Below are 18,916 nucleotides of genomic sequence, written 5' to 3' on the forward strand. Positions count from 1 at the left end.
CTGCTGGCGAATAAAGGCGATCCGTACCTATTGGTTAGTCAGACAGCCTTCGCTGACCGATCTCTGTTGGACAGCTATTTGGCGGCAGTGCAACAGGTGATTAACCGCCATGACATCTTGCGTACTGCTTTTATCTGGCAAGGATTATCAACGCCGATTCAGGTGGTCTGGCGTCAAGCGCCGTTATCAGTGACTGAATTGACATTGGATTCCGCTGATGGACCGGTTTATGAACAACTCATTCAACGTTTTGGCCCGCGTCATCATCGTCTCGACTTGAGCCAAGCCCCCTTACTGCGCTTTATGGTGGCACAAGAAACGGATGGTTGCTGGATTGTACTGCAATTGCAGCATCATCTGATTGGCGACCACACGACGCTGGAAGTGATGAACCGCGAAGTTCAGGCGTACCTCACCGGGCAGGAAGAGAGCCTGTCGGCACCCGTTCCTTTCCGCAACTTGGTGGCTCAAGTCCGGTTGGGCGTGAGCCAAGCCGAGCATACCCGCTTCTTTACTGATATGTTGGCAGAGGTGGATCAACCGACATTGCCATTCGGATTGACAGAAGTACATCGAGATGGTTCGCAGGTGACGGAATTGTACCGGATGTTGCCCGCCATACTGAATAACCGCTTGCGTAGTCAAGCCCGACGTCTGGGCGTCAGTTTGGCGGCATTGTGTCATCTAGCTTGGGCACAGGTCTTATCGCGTACCAGCGGACAGGCGAAAGTGGTGTTTGGCACTGTACTGTTTGGACGGATGCAGGCTGGGGAAGGCGCTGACAGCGGCATGGGACTGTTTGTCAATACTTTGCCGTTACGACTGGATATGGATGATACCCCGGTACAGGACAGTGTACGATTAGCACATACCCGGTTAGCCGCACTGTTGGCGCATGAACATGCTTCACTGGCGCTGGCTCAACGTTGCAGCGGAGTGCCAGGGGAAACGCCCCTGTTTAGTGCTTTGCTGAACTACCGGCATAGTGCGCAGCCAATCATCGTAGATGAAACCATCAGCGGTATAGAATCCTTTAGCGGGCAGGAACGTACCAACTATCCGTTTGTGCTGTCGGTGGAGGATTTTGGTCACGCTTTGGGATTGACCGCCCAGATGGTGCGACCGTTTGATCCGGAACGGATATGCGGCTATATGCAACAGGCGTTGGAAAGTTTGGTGGAAGCACTTGAACAGGCGCCGGAAACGCCAGTGCGGACGTTGGAAATTTTGCCTGAAACTGAACGCACATTGTTATTAAAAACCTGGAATGCGACTGAAACTGTCTACCCTGAGCAGTTATGTATCCATCAGTTATTTGAACAACAAGTGGAGAAAAATCCTGACGCTACGGCACTGGTGTATGAAGAACAGACATACAGTTATGCGGAACTGAATTCCCGAGCTAACCGACTGGCCCACCAACTGATTGCGCTGGGCATTGCGCCAGACCAGCGAGTAGCGATTTGTGTTACACGTTCATTGACGATGGTTGTGGGCTTACTGGCGGTGTTGAAAGCGGGCGGCGCCTATGTTCCATTGGACCCGTCTTATCCGGTGGAACGTTTGGAATATATTTTGACCGATGCAGCCCCGGCTATTTTGCTGGCAGATAATGTTGGATGTGTCGTTCTGAGTGAGAGCGCTTTGGTAGGGCTGACGGTACTTGATCCGAATATGCTGCTTGATAAGCCGGACAGTAACCCGCAAGTGACGGCACTGACTGCACAGCATCTGGCGTATGTAATTTACACCTCCGGTTCCACTGGCGCACCAAAAGGCGTGATGGTTGAGCATCGTGGGCTGGTTAATCTTATTCAGGATAAAATCGTCCAATTTGGCATTCATTCGGGTAGCCGGTTGTTGCAGTTTGCCTCATTGAGTTTTGATGCCAGTGTTTGGGAAATCATGATGGCATTGGGAAGTGGGGCCAGTTTGATTATAGCTACCGATATCATCCGTCAGGACCCGCTTCGTCTCTGGCATTATCTGGAGCAACAGGCAGTGACCCATGCCTGTCTGACCCCGGCTTTGCTCCGGGAAAAGACCGATTTACCGGAAATGACGATAAGACCGACTCTGATACTCGGTGGTGAGGCGCCCAGCGCAATGCTGCTTCAAGCACTGAGTCGTCGGGCAACGGTGTTTAATGCCTATGGACCGACAGAAATCACGGTGTGTGCGACGACTTGGCGTTGTCCGCCAGACTACACGGATACGTTAGTGCCTATCGGCCATCCGACCGCGAACACCCAGATTTATTTGCTGGATACCTACGGCCAGCCAGTGCCTTTGGGGGCAGTGGGTGAGTTGTATGTTGGTGGTGCAGGTGTGGCGCGTGGTTACCTTAATCGTCCTGAACTGACCGCTGAACGCTTCTTAGCTGACCCGTTTAGTGAGATGCCGGATGCGCGGATGTATCGGACCGGGGATTTGGCGCGTTACATGCCAGATGGCAATCTGGAATTCTTGGGTCGCAATGACCAACAGGTGAAAATCCGCGGTTTCCGTATTGAGCCGGGGGAAATCGAAGCCCGATTGATGGAACACCCAACTGTGCAAGAGGCTGTGGTATTGGTGCTGGGTGATGAGCAGGACAAACGGCTGGTAGCTTATGTCGTGGCAGAAGAGGATGAGACGCTGGTTAACCATCTGCGTATACACTTGAGCGCCATTTTACCGGATTATATGGTGCCAGCCGCTTTTGTACGCCTGAATGCCTTCCCGCTGACCCCGAACGGTAAGCTGGACCGTCGGGCATTACCGGTACCGGGGGAAGAGGCTTTTGCCCGGCAGATTTACGCCGCGCCGTCAGGGGAAATGGAAACCACATTAGCCGCTATTTGGTGTGAATTACTCGGTGTTGAGCGAATTAGCCGATATGACAACTTTTTCGCTCTGGGTGGTCATTCGCTGTTGGCAGTGCGGATGATGAACCGGATAGCGGCGTTGGGAATTGAATTACCGCTGTCTACACTGTTTACATTCCCGTCTTTGATAGCCTTTGCTGAGGCGATGCATGCCCGGTTTAATGAATCTGGCGAGGTATTGCCCGCCATCGTTCCACTATCCCGTAAGGATCAATTACCGTTGTCATTTGCTCAACAACGCCTGTGGTTCCTGACGCAGTTTGACGGGGTGAGTGAGACCTATCATATTCCGTTAGCCCTGCGTTTACGTGGTCGGCTGAATATCACTGCCTGGCAACAGGCGCTTGATACACTGTTTGCCCGCCATGAAGCGTTACGTTCTGTCTTCGTTGTTGTTGACGGCCAGCCGCAGGTGGAGTTGCTGCCAGCGGCATTAGGCCTGCCGATGAAAAAATATGATCTGCGTAAGGCGCTTGATGTGGATGCGCAGCTTGCGTCTCTCTCTGCTCAGGAAGCCAATGTGCCGTTTGATCTTACCCGTGGCCCCTTAATTCGTTCCAGTCTGGTACAACTGGCTAATGATGAACACGTTTTCTTGCTGACCCTGCATCATATTATTTTCGATGGTTGGTCTGTCAGCGTGTTGATACGTGAATTGAATACTCTTTATACCGCTTTTCAGGCGGGGCAGTCAGATCCGTTATCACCGTTGACAATTCAGTATCCTGATTACGCCGCTTGGCAGAGCCAGTGGCTATCGGCTGAACGCATACAGTCCCAATCTGATTATTGGCGCACGAGGTTGGCTGACGCACCGGTATTGTTAGATTTGCCCACTGACCGGCCACGCCCAACTCAGCAGTCGTTTGCCGGGAATATCTTACCCGTCAGTCTGGATGCGGAGTTAACCCAATCCCTCAAACGCCTGAGTGAACAGCAGGGTGTCACGTTATTTATGACCCTGTTGGCCGCGTGGGCGACGGTTCTGTCGCGCCTGTCAAGTCAAGAGGATCTGATTATCGGTACCCCAAGCGCGGGCCGCAGTCGGCAAGAAGTGGAATCTCTGATTGGCTTCTTTGTGAATACACTGGCATTACGTATGGATTTATCCGGTGCGCCGAATGTGGCGGAATTGTTGGCGCGTGTGCGGCAAACCGCGCTGGCGGCACAGGAACATCAGGACCTACCGTTTGAACAGGTGGTGGAAATTGTGCAACCGCCGCGCCGACTGGCGCATACCCCATTGTTCCAGGTGATGTTTGCCTGGCAGAGCAATGAAAATAAAGACTGGATGTTACCCGGACTGACCATTTCACCCGTCGGGCAAGCTTTTGATATGGTTAAGTTTGATCTTGAATTGAGCCTGTCTGAGGTGGACGGCCGGATTGTCGGTTATCTGAATTATGCTACCGCCCTATTTGATCAACCGACCATTGAGCGGCAGGTGGGCTATCTCCATACCGTACTGCGAGAGATGGCGGCTAACCCTCAACAGCCAGTCGGGAAAATTGATATCCTGACCGTGGCGGAACGCAAGCTGTTACTGGAAACCTGGAATGGAACCCAGACGCCATATCCTGATCAGACATGCATCTACCGGTTGTTTGAACAACAGACAGAGAAAACCCCTTATGCAGTAGCGCTGGTGTATAAAGAACGCATTCTCAGTTATGCCGAATTAAATGCTCGTGCCAATCGACTGGCCCGCCAGTTAATCGAACAGGGTATCCAGCCGGATAACCGGGTTGCAGTACTGTTAGAGCGTTCTGTTGAGCTGGTAGTGGCTCAGTTAGCTATCCTCAAGGCCGGAGCCGTTTATGTGCCGATCGATCCCCATGTGCCGGACGAACGGAAAAACTGGCTGATAAACGACTGTTCAGCCAAATTATTGCTCACCGATATCCCGGTTGATCTGGCTATCCCCCAGTTTTGTCTGGTCGATGAGATGATCACTATTGAGGAAGACGATCACCGCAATCTTGACTTACCTCGTTCCAGTACCGAATTGGCCTATATTATGTATACCTCCGGCTCGACCGGCACGCCAAAAGGGGTCATGGTACCGCATCGTGCGGTGGTTCGACTGGTCATCAATAACGGGTACGCCGACATCGGGCCGGATGATCGGGTGGCGTTTGCGGCAAACCCGGCTTTCGATGCCAGCACTTTTGAAGTCTGGGCGCCATTGCTTAATGGCGGCGCACTGGTAGTGATTGATCACGCCACGTTGCTGACGCCTAAAGAGTTTGTTCAGGCACTACAGACTTATCGCATTACCATACTGTGGCTGAGTGTCGGGCTGTTTAACCGACTGGCGGCAGAGTTGTCCCCGGCGCTGCCACAAATCAAAACCCTGATTGTCGGCGGCGATGTGCTGGATCCGCATGTGATAGCACAGGTTCTGCGTGACAGTCCGCCTCAACAGTTATTGAATGGCTATGGACCGAGTGAGGGCACCACCTTTACCACCACCTACCGTATCGCAGAAGTATTACCAGAAGTGACTCGTATCCCCATTGGTCGGCCAATAGCCAATACGCGGGCTTATCTGTTGGATACCTATGGTCAGCCAGTGCCGCAAGGAGTAACCGGTGAGATTTATATCGGCGGGGATGGAGTTGCCTGTGGCTATCTCAATCGTCCCGAACTGACGGCGGAACGCTTTCTTGCGGACCCCTTTAGCGGTAAACCGGGAGCACGGATGTACCGCACAGGGGATTTGGCCCGTTACCTGCCAGATGGCAATCTGGAGTTCCTGGGTCGTAATGACCAACAGGTTAAAATCCGTGGTTTCCGTATTGAGCCGGGGGAAATCGAAGCCCGGTTGATGGATCATCCGGCGGTGAATGAAGCGGTTGTGTTGGTGCTGGGTGACGGGCAGGACAAACGATTGGCGGCTTATGTGGCGGCAGAAGCGAATGAAGAATTGGCTAACCATCTGCGTACTCACCTGAGCGCCATTTTACCGGATTATATGGTACCGGCAGCGTTTGTACGTCTGGATACCTTCCCGTTGACGCCAAACGGCAAACTGGACCGTCGAGCATTACCGGCACCGGGGGAAGAAGCCTTTGCCCGGCAAATTTATGAAGCACCGCAGGGAGAAGCAGAAATCCTCTTGGCCGCTATCTGGAGCGAGTTGTTAGGCATTGAACAGGTGAGTCGGCACGATAGCTTCTTTGCGTTGGGTGGTCATTCATTGTTAGCGGTGCGGATGATTGAGCGTCTGCGTAATGCAGGACTAACGCTGGCGGTACGTGATCTGTTCCAATCCCCGGTGTTGTCCGCATTCGCCCAAACAGTAGGGCAGGCTCGGGCGGTGACGGTGCCGACAAATGTCATCACCCCGGTGACCATAACACTCACACCAGAGATGTTGCCGTTGATTGAGTTGGACCAATCTGAGATTGACCATATTGTGAAACAAGTACCGGGTGGTATTGCCAATATTCAGGATATCTATGCCTTGTCTCCATTGCAGGACGGTATTCTGTTCCACCATTTACTGGCGAACAAAGGCGATCCGTATCTATTGGCTTATCCTATGGCCTTTGCTGATCGATTTTTACTAGATTGTTATTTGGCGGCGGTGCAACAAGTGGTTGATCGCCATGACATTCTGCGTACCGCTTTTGTCTGGCAAGGACTATCCGTTCCGGCCCAGGTAGTCTGGCGTCAAGCGCCGTTATCAGTGATTGAATTGACGTTGGATCCCGCAGATGGACCGGTTTATGAACAACTGATTCAGCGTTTTGATCCGCGTCAGCATCGTCTTGATTTGAGCCAGGCGCCGCTGTTACGTTTTGTTATTGCACAGGAAACGGATGGTCGCTGGATTGTACTGCAATTGCAGCATCATTTGATTGGCGACCATACCGCAATGGAGGTGATGAGCCGAGACGTTCAGGCGTACCTTGCCGGACAGGGGGAGAGTTTGCCTATTCCGGTTCCTTTCCGCAATTTGGTGGCTCAGGCCCGGTTGGGGATGAGTCAGGCCGAACATACCCGCTTCTTCACCGATATGTTGGCAGAGGTGGATCAACCGACGTTGCCATTCGGGTTGACGGAAATACATCGGGATGGTTCACAGGTAGCGGAATCGCACCGAATGTTGCCCGCTACGTTGAATGACCGTTTACGTCATCAGGCCCGGCGTTTGGGCGTCAGTTTGGCGGCGTTATGTCATCTGGCCTGGGCACAGGTATTGTCACGTACCAGCGGACAGGCGAAAGCGGTGTTCGGCACCGTGCTATTTGGACGGATGCAGGCAGGAGAAGGGGCTGACAACGGCATGGGACTGTTCATCAATACCTTGCCGTTACGACTGGATATGGATGACATTCCGGTGCAGGACAGTGTACGGGCAGCGCATACCCGGTTAGCCGGATTGCTGGAGCATGAACATGCGTCACTGGCGCTGGCTCAACGTTGCAGTGGGGTGCAAAATGAAATTCCACTCTTCAGTGCCTTGTTGAACTACCGGCATAATGCGCCGACGGTCATCGCGGATGAAATTATCAGCGGCATTGAATCCTTGGGCGGTCGAGAGCGCACTAACTATCCGTTTGTCTTATCAGTGGAAGATTTTGGTAATGCACTGGGACTGACGGCGCAAATCGTTCAACCGATTGATCCGGAGAGGATATGTGGTTATATGCAACAGGCGCTGGAAAGCCTGGCAGAGGCGCTTGAACAACGGCCAGAGACACCGGTACGGTCGCTGAATATCTTACCGGCAGCGGAGAAAAAGCTGTTGTTGGAGACCTGGAATGCAACCCAGGCGCGGTATCCTGACCAGTGTTGTATTCACCGACTGTTTGAACAACAGGCAGAAAAAAAACCTGATGCGATAGCGTTGATGCATGGAGAACATATTCTCAGCTATGCGGAATTAAATGCCCGCGCTAATCGGCTGGCTCGCCGGTTAATCGGGCTGGGGATCCGGCCAGACGATCGCGTGGCTGTGCTGTTAGAGCGTTCTGTTGAACTGGTGGCGGCTCAATTGGCTATCCTCAAGACCGGGGCTGTTTATGTGCCTATCGATCCCCGTATGCCGGGCGAACGGCAGCGTTGGCTGATAAGCGATTGTGAAGCCAAATTGTTGCTTACGGATATTCCGGTTGACCTAACGATTCCCCTGTTTTGCTTTGCCGATGAGGTGGACGACATTGAGGAAGAAGGTTGCCTCAATCCTGATTTACCTCGCTCCAGTGCTGATCTGGCTTATATCATGTACACCTCCGGCTCAACTGGCACACCAAAAGGGGTAATGGTGCCGCATCGGGCGGTGGTTCGGCTGGTGATTAATAACGGGTACGCTGAAATCGGGCCGGATGATCGAGTGGCGTTTGAGGCTAACCCGGCTTTCGATGCCAGCACCTTTGAAGTTTGGGCGCCGTTGCTCAATGGCGGTGCATTGGTGGTGATTGATCACGCTACCGTGTTGACGCCGCAGGAGTTTGTCCAGACATTGCAGACCTATCGAATCACGGTTATGTGGTTGAGTGTCGGGTTGTTTAACCGGTTGGCGACAGAGTTGTCTCCAGCTCTTGTGCAGCTCAAAATCCTGATTGTCGGCGGCGATGTACTTGATCCGCATGTGATGGCGCAAGTTCTGCGTGATAGCCCTCCTCAACAGTTATTGAATGGTTACGGGCCGAGTGAGGGAACTACCTTTACCACTACCTACCGCATCACGGCATTATCACCGGAAATGGCCCAAATCCCTATTGGTCGACCGATAGCTAACACGCGGGTTTATCTGCTAGATGCCGATGGTCAGCCGGTGCCGCAGGGAGTAACCGGTGAGATTTATATCGGCGGAGATGGGGTTGCCTGTGGCTATCTCAATCGTCCTGAGCTAACGGCAGAACGCTTCCTTGTTGATCCATTTAGTGATTCACCTAATGCCCGCATGTATCGAACTGGGGATTTGGCCCGTTACCTGCCGGATGGTAATTTGGAGTTCCTTGGCCGTAACGATCAGCAAATTAAAATCCGTGGTTTCCGTATTGAACCGGGTGAAATTGAGGCTCGATTGGTAGAACACCCAACGGTACAAGAGGCTACTGTGTTGGTACTGGGTGATGGACAGGACAAACGTTTGGTCGCTTATGTGGTGGCACAGGAAGATAAAGGACTGGCTAATAGCTTGCGTACTTACCTGAGTGCCATTTTACCGGATTACATGGTGCCGTCGGCTTTTGTGCGTCTGGATGATTTTCCGTTGACTCCTAACGGTAAATTAGATCGTCACGCGCTACCAGCCCCGGGCAATGAAGCTTTTGTTCGTCAGGTTTATGAAACGCCGAAAGGAGAAAAGGAAACCATATTAGCGGCTATCTGGCGTGAATTATTGGGCGTTGAGCAGGTCAGTCGGCATGACAATTTCTTCGCTTTGGGTGGTCACTCACTGTTCGCTATGCGGATGATAAACCTTGCAGCTAATCATGGTCTTATTTGCACATTGAATGATCTGTTTCAATTCCCTGTGCTGTCTGACCTGGCAACAAAAATGACATCAGATCAGCTATCTCGACCGCAAAACCGAGCAATATCGGTGCGATCTGATGGAACAGGTCTACCGTTATTCTTTGTGCCCAGCGGGATGAGTGATTATTCCTATGTGTTCGGGTTGTCTCAGCAGCTTCATTCAGGCTACCCGATTTATGCGTTGCCTTGGCCGTCCATTAGTGGAGAACCGATGTCAACGATGGAAGAGCAGGCAGCAAGAATGATCAACTTTATGAAAGTGGTTCAACCGGAAGGTCCATACCAGATATGCGGTTACTCTTCCGGCGGCATATTAGCTTATGCGATTGCCCAGCAACTTCTGTATTCCGGTGAAGAGGTTAATTTCCTCGGTCTGATAGACACGCCTGCTCCTCATTATTACAGGCAGCAGATAACGCCGCCAAAACTTCAATTTCTTATTGAGTTGGCAAGGCAGGCAGAGGATGGAGATATTGAAGAAATTGCAGCATTGTACCAGCGAATTGATAAGTTAAATTTGGTGCAGCTTATCGAAACGGCGCAGAAATTGTCGTTATATCCGGCAAATCCGCGTGCTGATTTAATCGCAAGGCGTTGGGAGCAGATAGAAAATTATGCACAAATAGTCAGAAACTATGAGCCGCAAGTATTGGCGATAACGCTGCATCAATTCTATGCAACGGAACTTTCTCCACCTGCCCCTGTTGTTATGGAAACTAAAGTTATGGATGTTGAACCACAGTCTTTAAATAGGGATCTGTCGTTAGGTTGGGCGCAGGTATTGCCTGATTCTTCGCTTCGGTTAATTCCAATTTCGGGTAACCATTTTAGTCTGTTGGAAAATAATGAGGATAAAGTCGTTTTAGTTCGAGCTTTAAATATGGCGTTGGCAGTCAGTTGTGACGAGGAGGTTCAAAGAGACTAAACGATCTTATATCCGTATGATAATCCGGCATATATAACTTATGCCGGATTTTTTCTATGTGTGTTTTAAAGAGCGTGTTATCTGTTTTTCCTCAAACATATTATTTCATTATAAAATTATTTTTTATAGTTTGTGCATTTGCATAAATAAGTGCAAATGATTGTACCTATGCTAAACATCGCCGTGACCTGAATGGTTGTTGATGGTATATTTTCGCGATGTTTCGGTATTGAAGGTAGTCACTTTTTACATTGTGTGCCAATTTTAGTACCAAACTTTAATGGATTGACGAGATAATAATTTAAATCGTTATTTTAGTTGAATATCAAACTCCTTCAAGTGACCTTTCGTGTGGGTCACCACTGTAGATAAGGATTTTAAATGCCTGTTGTTACTCTTCCTGACGGTAGCCAACGCCAGTTTGACCGTGCCGTTTCTGTAATGGATGTTGCCTGTGATATTGGTCCAGGTTTAGCGAAAGCCTGTATTGCTGGTCGCGTAAATGGTGAGTTAGTGGATGCTTGTGAATTAATCGATTCAGATGCAAATCTTGCCATCATCACTAGTAAAGATGATGCAGGGCTGGAAATTATCCGCCATTCATGCGCTCATCTGCTAGGCCATGCGATTAAACAATTATGGCCAGATACGAAAATGGCTATTGGTCCGATTATTGATAATGGTTTTTACTATGATGTTGATATTGGCCGTGCTTTGACGCAGGAAGATATTGAGCTGCTTGAAAAACGTATGTTGGAACTTGCCAAGAAAGACTATGACGTCATCAAGAAAAAGGTAAGTTGGCAAGAAGCGCGTGATACCTTTGTCGCTCGTGGTGAAGATTATAAGGTACAGATTTTGGATGAAAACGTCAGCCGCGATGATCGTCCGGGCCTCTATAATCATGAAGAATATATTGACATGTGCCGTGGCCCACATGTGCCAAATATGCGTTTCTGCCACCATTTTAAATTGCAGAAAGTCGCAGGGGCATATTGGCGTGGCGATAGCAACAATAAAATGTTGCAACGAATATACGGTACTGCGTGGGCTGATAAGAAACAGCTCAATACTTATCTGCAACGTTTGGAAGAAGCGGCTAAACGTGACCATCGTAAGATTGGTAAACAGTTAGATCTGTACCATATGCAGGAAGAAGCTCCGGGTATGGCATTCTGGCATAACGATGGTTGGACTATTTTCCGTGAGCTGGAAACTTTTGTTCGCACTAAACTGAAAGAATATCAATATCAGGAAGTTAAAGGTCCGTTCATGATGGACCGTGTTATGTGGGAGAGAACGGGTCACTGGGAAAACTACGGTGAGCATATGTTTACCACTTCTTCAGAGAACCGTGAATACTGCGTTAAGCCGATGAATTGCCCAGGGCATATTCAGATTTTCAATCAAGGCTTAAAATCCTATCGTGACTTGCCGTTACGTATGGCTGAATTTGGTAGTTGTCACCGTAATGAACCATCAGGGGCATTACATGGTTTGATGCGTGTTCGTGGTTTTACTCAGGATGATGCTCATATCTTCTGTACAGAAGAGCAAATTCACCGGGAAGTCAGCAGTTGCATTAAGATGGTGTATGACGTTTACAGCACTTTTGGTTTTGAAAAGATCGTGGTTAAGCTGTCAACCCGTCCGGAAAAGCGCATTGGTACTGAGGAACAATGGAATCAAGCGGAAGAAGCTCTGGCGGCAGCGCTACAAGAAAATGGCGTGCAATTTGAATATCAGCCAGGTGAAGGTGCTTTCTACGGACCGAAAATTGAATTTACTTTGCATGATTGTTTGGATCGTGCGTGGCAATGTGGTACTGTGCAGCTCGACTTTTCACTACCAGGTCGTTTGAGTGCGTCCTACGTAGGTGAAAATAATGAACGTAAGGTTCCTGTAATGATTCACCGTGCGGTTCTGGGTTCGCTGGAACGGTTTATCGGCATCCTAACTGAGGAGTATGCGGGATTCTTCCCAACATGGATTGCTCCACAGCAGGTAGTGGTGATGAATATCACCGATAATCAGGCTGATTATGTACAGGAATTAGTAAAAAAACTTCAAGATGCAGGCATTCGTGCAAAAGCAGACTTGAGAAACGAGAAGATTGGCTTTAAAATCCGTGAACACACTCTGCGTCGTGTTCCCTACATGCTTGTCTGTGGTGAAAAAGAGGTCGAATCAGGGAAAGTTTCCGTTCGTACCCGCCGCGGTAAAGATTTAGGCAGCATTGATGTTAACGAGTTCATCGAAAAACTGCTGATAGAAATACGCAGTCGCAATCTTCATCAATTGGAGGAATAAGGTATTAAAGGCGGAAAAAGAATTCAAACAGCGCGTCCTAATCGCATTAATGGAGAGATTCGCGCTTCTGAAGTTCGTTTAACAGGTTTAGATGGCGAGCAGATTGGCATTGTCAGTCTGAGGGAAGCTCTTGAAAAAGCTGAGGAAGCGGATGTTGATTTAGTTGAAATCAGCCCGAATGCCGAGCCGCCGGTTTGCCGTATTATGGACTACGGCAAGTTCCTCTATGAGAAGAGTAAGTCGATCAAAGAGCAGAAGAAAAAGCAAAAGGTTATTCAGGTTAAGGAAATCAAATTCCGTCCTGGTACAGATGAAGGCGACTATCAGGTCAAACTACGCAACCTGATTCGTTTTCTGGAAGATGGCGATAAAGCCAAAATCACCCTGCGTTTCCGTGGGCGTGAAATGGCGCACCAACAGATTGGCGTCGAAATGCTTAACCGCATCCGCGACGATCTGGATGAACTGGCGGTAGTTGAATCCTTCCCTTCGAAGATTGAAGGCCGTCAGATGATAATGGTGCTCGCTCCTAAGAAGAAATAGTTAGGCAATCAAGTAATAAGCTCCAGTCGGTTCATCTGGTTGGGGCTTATTCGCCTGACTAATTCGTTGTAATTCACAATGCGAAGTGGAAATTAAAATGCCAAAGATTAAAACAGTACGCGGCGCCGCTAAACGCTTTAAAAAAACTGCAAGTGGTGGTTTTAAGCGTAAGCGCGCTAACCTTCGTCACATTCTGACTAAGAAATCAACCAAGCGTAAACGTCATTTACGTCCAAAGGGCATGGTCTCCAAAGGTGATCTGGGCCTGGTTGTTGCTTGCTTGCCATACGCGTAAGCAATTTTAGATTAGAACTCAGAGACGATAGGAGAAGTATATGGCTCGCGTAAAACGTGGTGTTGTCGCCCGTGCACGTCACAAGAAAATTTTAAAGCAAGCGAAAGGTTACTATGGTGCCCGTTCGCGCGTTTACCGTGTTGCCTTCCAGGCAGTAATCAAAGCAGGGCAGTACGCTTACCGTGACCGTCGTCAGCGTAAACGTCAGTTCCGTCAACTGTGGATTGCACGTATCAACGCTGCTGCACGTCAGAATGGTCTGTCTTATAGCCGTTTCATCAATGGCCTGAAAAAGGCTTCTATTGAAATTGACCGTAAGATCCTGGCTGACATCGCTGTGTTTGACAAAGTAGCGTTTGCTGCTTTAGTTGAAAAAGCGAAGAGCACTCTGGCATAAGTTAGGGTAGTTAAGAGGGAGCATGCTCCCTCTTTTACTTTGTTTTCAACGGCTGACTAGCGCGTCGTTGCCAAAAGAAGAGTTTTTTCCGAGAGAACCAACATTATGCCTTTAGCTTTTTTTCGCATCTTTTTTTACTTTAGCACCTAAATTCAGGGGGCTTTGCGCGTAAGAAAAGAAACGAAAAGTAGCGCCTGAGCCTCCGTTGTGGAGGCTTTTTTGTTTTTATTACAGTAAAAAAACAGAAACAGGTATATAGGGTCATTAACGATCATTACTAGCAGGCCGTTAGGCCGAAGGAAGAGGAAAACGATGCCACATCTCTCTGAACTGGTTGCCAAAGCAAGAGCAGCCGTAGAAGATGCCCAGGATGTTGCTGCGTTGGATTTGGTACGTGTTGAATATTTAGGCAAAAAAGGCCATTTAACTCTCCAAATGTCATCGCTGCGTGATCTGCCGGCCGAAGAACGCCCAGCAGCAGGGGCGGTAATTAACCAGGCGAAGCAAGAAGTCCTGGAAGTTCTGAATATCCGTAAAGAAAAACTGGAGACTGACCTTCTGAACTTCCGTTTAGCAGCGGAAAAGATTGATGTATCATTGCCGGGTCGCCGTATGGAAAATGGTGGATTACATCCGGTTAATCGTACAATAGAGCGTATTGAAACTTTCTTTGGTGAATTAGGGTTTTCTGTAGAATCAGGCCCTGAAATTGAAGATGATTATCATAATTTCGATGCATTAAATATTCCTGCCCATCATCCTGCGCGTGCTGATCACGATACTTTTTGGTTTGATGCTAAACGTCTATTGCGTACTCAAACTTCTGGTGTTCAGGTTCGCACTATGCACAATCAACAGCCGCCAATTCGCGTCATTGCGCCAGGCCGTGTATATCGTAATGACTACGACCAGACACACACACCTATGTTCCATCAGGTAGAAGGTTTGATTATTGATCGTGATATTAGTTTTACTAATCTGAAAGGAACGTTGCACGATTTCCTGACTAACTTTTTTGAAGAAGATTTGCAGGTTCGTTTCCGACCTTCTTACTTTCCATTTACAGAACCTTCGGCGGAAGTTGATGTAATGGGTAAAAACGGCAAATGGTTGGAAGTGTTAGGTTGCGGTATGGTTCATCCTAATGTGTTGCGTAATGTTGGCCTTGATCCTGAAATTTATTCTGGTTTTGCCTTTGGCATGGGGGTGGAGCGCCTGACAATGTTGCGTTACGGTGTAACTGATTTGCGTGCGTTCTTCGAAAATGATCTGCGTTTTCTTAAACAGTTTAAATAAAGGCGGGAATATCTCATGAAATTCAGTGAACTCTGGTTACGCGAATGGGTAAATCCAGCCATTAGCAGTGAAGCATTATCTGATCAAATCACCATGATAGGCCTGGAAGTTGATGGTGTTGAAGCCGTTGCCGGTCAATTTCATGGTGTGGTTGTCGGTGAAGTTGTTCAATGTGCCCAGCATCCAAATGCGGATAAGCTACGGGTAACAAAAGTGAATGTAGGTGGTGAACGACTGCTGGACATTGTTTGTGGTGCGCCAAATTGCCGTTTAGGGCTGAAAGTTGCAGTAGCGACCGTAGGTGCTGTGCTACCGGGTGATTTTAAAATCAAGGCGGCAAAACTGCGAGGTGAGCCTTCTGAAGGGATGCTATGTTCTTTCTCTGAACTGGGTATTTCTGAGGACCATGACGGTATTATTGAATTGCCAGTAGATGCTCCTTTAGGTGTTGATCTGCGTGAATATCTGAAACTGGATGATCAAGTCATTGAAATCAGTATTACACCTAATCGCGCTGACTGCCTGAGTATTATAGGTGTCGCCCGTGATGTGGCAGTTGCTAATAAAATGCCACTATCTGAGCCGCAAATTGAGGCAGTAAAACCGACAACAGATGCTGTTTTCCCTATTCGTGTTGAAGCAACAGAAGCTTGCCCACGTTACCTGGGACGAGTAATTAAAAACATTAACGTAAAAGCAGCAACACCACAGTGGATGCGTGAAAAATTACGTCGTGGTGGTATTCGTTCCATCGACCCGATTGTCGATGTGACTAACTATGTCTTGCTTGAATTGGGCCAACCGTTGCATGCGTTTGATTTGGAACGTCTGAATGGTTCAATCACTGTGCGTATGGCTAAGCAGGGTGAAAAATTGGTGCTGCTGGATGGCACAGAAGCTAATCTTTCTGCTGATACATTAGTTATTTCTGATGAAAAACAAGCTGTTGCAATGGCAGGCATTTTTGGCGGCGAACATTCAGGTGTGAATGAAGAGACGCAAAATATTTTACTTGAGTGTGCATTTTTTGCCCCTTTAGCGATAGCTGGCCGTGCTCGTCGCTATGGTTTACACACTGATGCTTCTCACCGCTATGAACGTGGCGTTGATCCTCAGTTACAACACAAAGCAATAGAGAGAGCAACTCAACTGTTGATTGATGTTTGTGGTGGTGAAGCCGGTCCGATTATTGATGTTACTAATGAATCTCAATTGCCACAGCCTGCGACAATCACATTACGTCGTGAAAAATTAGATCGTTTGATTGGTCATTATATACCTGATGAACAAGTTGGTGACATTTTGAACCGCTTAGGTTGCAAAGTCACTATTCAGGAAAATTGCTGGCAAGCGGTTGCGCCAAGCTGGCGTTTTGATATGGAGCTGGAAGAAGATCTGGTGGAAGAAGTTGCCCGTATTTACGGTTACAACAATATTCCAGATGTACCGATGCGTGCAGATCTTATCATGAAAAAACATCGTGAAGCGGATCTTTCCCTGCAACGTGTTAAAACCATGCTTGTTGACAGAGGTTATCAAGAAGCGATTACTTATAGCTTTGTTGATCCTAAAATTCAGGCGCTGTTACATCCACAGCAACCAGCGTTGATGCTACCTAACCCAATTTCAGCAGATATGTCAGCAATGCGCTTATCACTACTGACTGGTTTGCTAACGACGGTGGTATATAACCAAAACCGCCAGCAAAACCGTGTGCGCTTGTTTGAAACTGGCTTGCGTTTTGTTCCTGATGAAAATGCGGAGCAGGGCATTCGTCAGGAGCTGATGTTAGGGGGAGTCATTACCGGCAATCGTTTTGAAGAACATTGGTCACTGGAAAAACAGTCTGTTGATTTCTTCGATATGAAAGGCGATTTGGAAGCTGCTCTGGAGTTAACCGGAAAATTATCTAAGATTTCTTTTAGAGCAGATGTAAATCCTGCGTTGCACCCGGGTCAGAGCGCCGGGATTTATTTGGAAAATGAATACATCGGATATATCGGTGTTGTTCACCCAGAATTGGAAAGCAAACTTGACTTAAATGGTCGCACCGTAGTATTCGAAATACTCTGGAACAAGCTGGCAAGCCGCGTGGTTCCTGACGCGAAAGAGATTTCACGTTTCCCGTCAAACCGTCGTGATATCGCGATCGTGGTGCCTGAAAATGTTGCTGTAGAAGATGTTTTGGCTGAGTGCAAGAAAGTTGGCGTAAATCATATAGTTGGCATAAACTTGTTTGACGTGTATTGTGGTAAAGGTGTAGCAGAGGGTCATAAGAGCCTTGCTATAAGTTTTATCTTGCAGGATACCGCGCGTACACTGGAAGAAGAAGAGATTGCTGCGACAATTAATAAATGTGTTGCAGTGCTGAAACAGCGATTCCAAGCATCCTTGAGGGACTGAACTTATGGCGCTTACTAAAGCTGAAATGTCAGAAAATCTGTTTGAGAAACTGGGAATTAGCAAACGTGATGCTAAAGATCTGGTTGAATTATTCTTTGAAGAAGTGCGTCGTTCTTTGGAGAATGGTGAGCAGGTAAAATTGTCTGGATTTGGCAACTTTGATTTACGGGATAAAAACCAACGTCCGGGGCGTAATCCTAAGACTGGTGAGGACATTCCGATTACAGCTCGCCGAGTAGTGACATTCCGTCCTGGTCAGAAGTTAAAAAGCAGGGTTGAGAAAGCCACACCTAAAGAATAATCAAAAAGGCCGCATCAATAGCGGCCTTTTTCTTAAACGAATCCGCCCTCATGAGCTTGACTTCCATGCAACCCGCTTATTCCATCGCTGAATTAGTGACTCGCCAGAAAAGACGTGATTATCGCTTTCTGGCAATTCTCATGTGTTTATTTCTATTGGTTTTTTTTCTCTCACTCTGTGCCGGAGAAAATTGGATCTGGCCTGATACATGGTTTTCTGAAACAGGTCAATTGTTTGTGTGGCAGTTGCGTTTTCCCCGTGTATTAGCTGTCGTTGCTGTGGGTGCGAGTCTAACGGTGGCGGGGGCCGTAATGCAGGCGCTGTTTGAGAATCCGTTGGCGGAACCTGGGCTATTGGGGGTCAGTAATGGCGCTGGCGTGGTGGTGGTGTTTCTGGTGTTAATGTTTCATGGTATTGCGCCATTCTGGTTATTAAGTCTTAGCGCTGTGCTCGGAGCGCTGACTGTCACAATGATATTGCTGACTTTTTCAAGAAAGCGTTATCTGAATAATGCCCGTTTGTTGTTGGTGGGAGTTGCTTTTGGCGTCGTTTCTGGCGCATTAATGACCTGGATGGTTTATTTCAGTACTAGCCTGGACTTGCGTCAGTTAATGTATTGGATGATGGGAAGTTTCAGTGGAATAGACTGGAGGCAGCAATGGTTGGTAGTCGCTTTGTTTCCCTTGATCATTTGGTTGAGCAGGCAAGGAAAAGTGCTTAATTTTCTTTCACTGGGAGAAACACAGGCTCAACAGTTGGGTATCTCGCTTTATTATTGGCGTAATCTATTTGTCTTTGCTGTTGGGTTATTAGTAGGGTTAAGTGTTGCACTTGCTGGAACAATCAGCTTTATTGGCTTAGTCATTCCACATATTTTGCGTTTATGCGGCCTGACAGATTATAAAACACTACTGCCTGCCTGTGTTCTCTCCGGTGGTTGTGGATTATTGCTGGCGGATTTGTTTTCTCGCCTTAGCTTGAATAATGCAGAAGTACCGATTGGCGTTGTAACTGCAACATTGGGGGCGCCAGTATTCATTTGGTTATTATTGAGAGTCAGAGACTGGGGTTAAGAAAGTGGATAATG

General features: G+C 48.3%; 9 protein-coding genes and 1 other annotated feature (1 of these 10 cut by a window edge). All 9 genes read left to right on the plus strand.

Annotated elements, in window-relative coordinates; translation table 11 throughout:
- Positions 1 to 10,284 carry the 3' portion of a non-ribosomal peptide synthase/polyketide synthase gene (locus OO184_RS00040; RefSeq protein WP_283256176.1) on the plus strand. The gene continues 38,772 nt to the left of window position 1, outside the view, so 10,284 of the gene's 49,056 nt are visible here — the last part of the coding sequence; its start codon lies beyond the left edge, outside the window; its stop codon occupies positions 10,282 to 10,284.
- 381 nt (positions 10,285 to 10,665) lie between these two features.
- The gene (gene thrS / locus OO184_RS00045) at positions 10,666 to 12,594 is read left to right on the plus strand and encodes a threonine--tRNA ligase (RefSeq protein WP_265377457.1); all 1,929 of its coding nucleotides are present in this window, start codon (positions 10,666 to 10,668) and stop codon (positions 12,592 to 12,594) included.
- Positions 12,595 to 12,597: 3 nt separating this feature from the next.
- Positions 12,598 to 13,137 (plus strand): translation initiation factor IF-3, encoded by a 540-nt coding sequence (gene infC / locus OO184_RS00050; protein WP_071647077.1) that lies wholly within the window; start codon positions 12,598 to 12,600, stop codon positions 13,135 to 13,137.
- A 97-nt stretch (positions 13,138 to 13,234) separates the two neighbouring features.
- Positions 13,235 to 13,432 carry a 50S ribosomal protein L35 gene (gene rpmI, locus OO184_RS00055; protein ID WP_011146889.1) on the plus strand — a complete coding sequence of 66 codons (198 nt, stop codon included), beginning with the start codon at positions 13,235 to 13,237 and terminating at the stop codon, positions 13,430 to 13,432.
- Between the two features lie 40 nt (positions 13,433 to 13,472).
- Complete coding sequence (gene rplT / locus OO184_RS00060; protein WP_265377458.1) at positions 13,473 to 13,829, plus strand: 50S ribosomal protein L20; 357 nt, start codon at positions 13,473 to 13,475, stop codon at positions 13,827 to 13,829.
- Positions 13,830 to 13,928: 99 nt separating this feature from the next.
- Positions 13,929 to 14,053 (plus strand) — a sequence feature (Phe leader region).
- Between the two features lie 88 nt (positions 14,054 to 14,141).
- On the plus strand, positions 14,142 to 15,125 hold the full coding sequence (pheS, locus tag OO184_RS00065) for a phenylalanine--tRNA ligase subunit alpha (RefSeq protein ID WP_265377459.1): 984 nt from the start codon (positions 14,142 to 14,144) through the stop codon (positions 15,123 to 15,125).
- 15 nt (positions 15,126 to 15,140) lie between these two features.
- Positions 15,141 to 17,528 carry a phenylalanine--tRNA ligase subunit beta gene (gene pheT / locus OO184_RS00070; protein WP_265377460.1) on the plus strand — a complete coding sequence of 796 codons (2,388 nt, stop codon included), beginning with the start codon at positions 15,141 to 15,143 and terminating at the stop codon, positions 17,526 to 17,528.
- A 4-nt stretch (positions 17,529 to 17,532) separates the two neighbouring features.
- Positions 17,533 to 17,829, plus strand: coding sequence for an integration host factor subunit alpha (gene ihfA / locus OO184_RS00075; protein ID WP_011146885.1), 297 nt, complete (start codon positions 17,533 to 17,535; stop codon positions 17,827 to 17,829).
- A gap of 65 nt (positions 17,830 to 17,894) precedes the next feature.
- The gene (gene btuC, locus OO184_RS00080; protein WP_265377647.1) at positions 17,895 to 18,902 is read left to right on the plus strand and encodes a vitamin B12 ABC transporter permease BtuC; all 1,008 of its coding nucleotides are present in this window, start codon (positions 17,895 to 17,897) and stop codon (positions 18,900 to 18,902) included.
- Positions 18,903 to 18,916 lie beyond the last annotated feature (14 nt).

Origin of the sequence: Photorhabdus aballayi (assembly GCF_026153155.1) — a bacterium.
Taxonomy (GTDB): domain Bacteria; phylum Pseudomonadota; class Gammaproteobacteria; order Enterobacterales; family Enterobacteriaceae; genus Photorhabdus; species Photorhabdus luminescens.

Excerpts from the sequence above, each read along its gene's own strand:
- thrS (WP_265377457.1), top strand. The coding sequence starts at position 10,666 with ATGCCTGTTGTTACTCTTCCTGACGGTAGCCAACGCCAGTTTGACCGT.
- rpmI (WP_011146889.1), top strand. The coding sequence starts at position 13,235 with ATGCCAAAGATTAAAACAGTACGCGGCGCCGCTAAACGCTTTAAAAAA.
- rplT (WP_265377458.1), top strand. The coding sequence starts at position 13,473 with ATGGCTCGCGTAAAACGTGGTGTTGTCGCCCGTGCACGTCACAAGAAA.
- pheS (WP_265377459.1), top strand. The coding sequence starts at position 14,142 with ATGCCACATCTCTCTGAACTGGTTGCCAAAGCAAGAGCAGCCGTAGAA.
- pheT (WP_265377460.1), top strand. The coding sequence starts at position 15,141 with ATGAAATTCAGTGAACTCTGGTTACGCGAATGGGTAAATCCAGCCATT.
- ihfA (WP_011146885.1), top strand. The coding sequence starts at position 17,533 with ATGGCGCTTACTAAAGCTGAAATGTCAGAAAATCTGTTTGAGAAACTG.
- btuC (WP_265377647.1), top strand. The coding sequence starts at position 17,895 with ATGCAACCCGCTTATTCCATCGCTGAATTAGTGACTCGCCAGAAAAGA.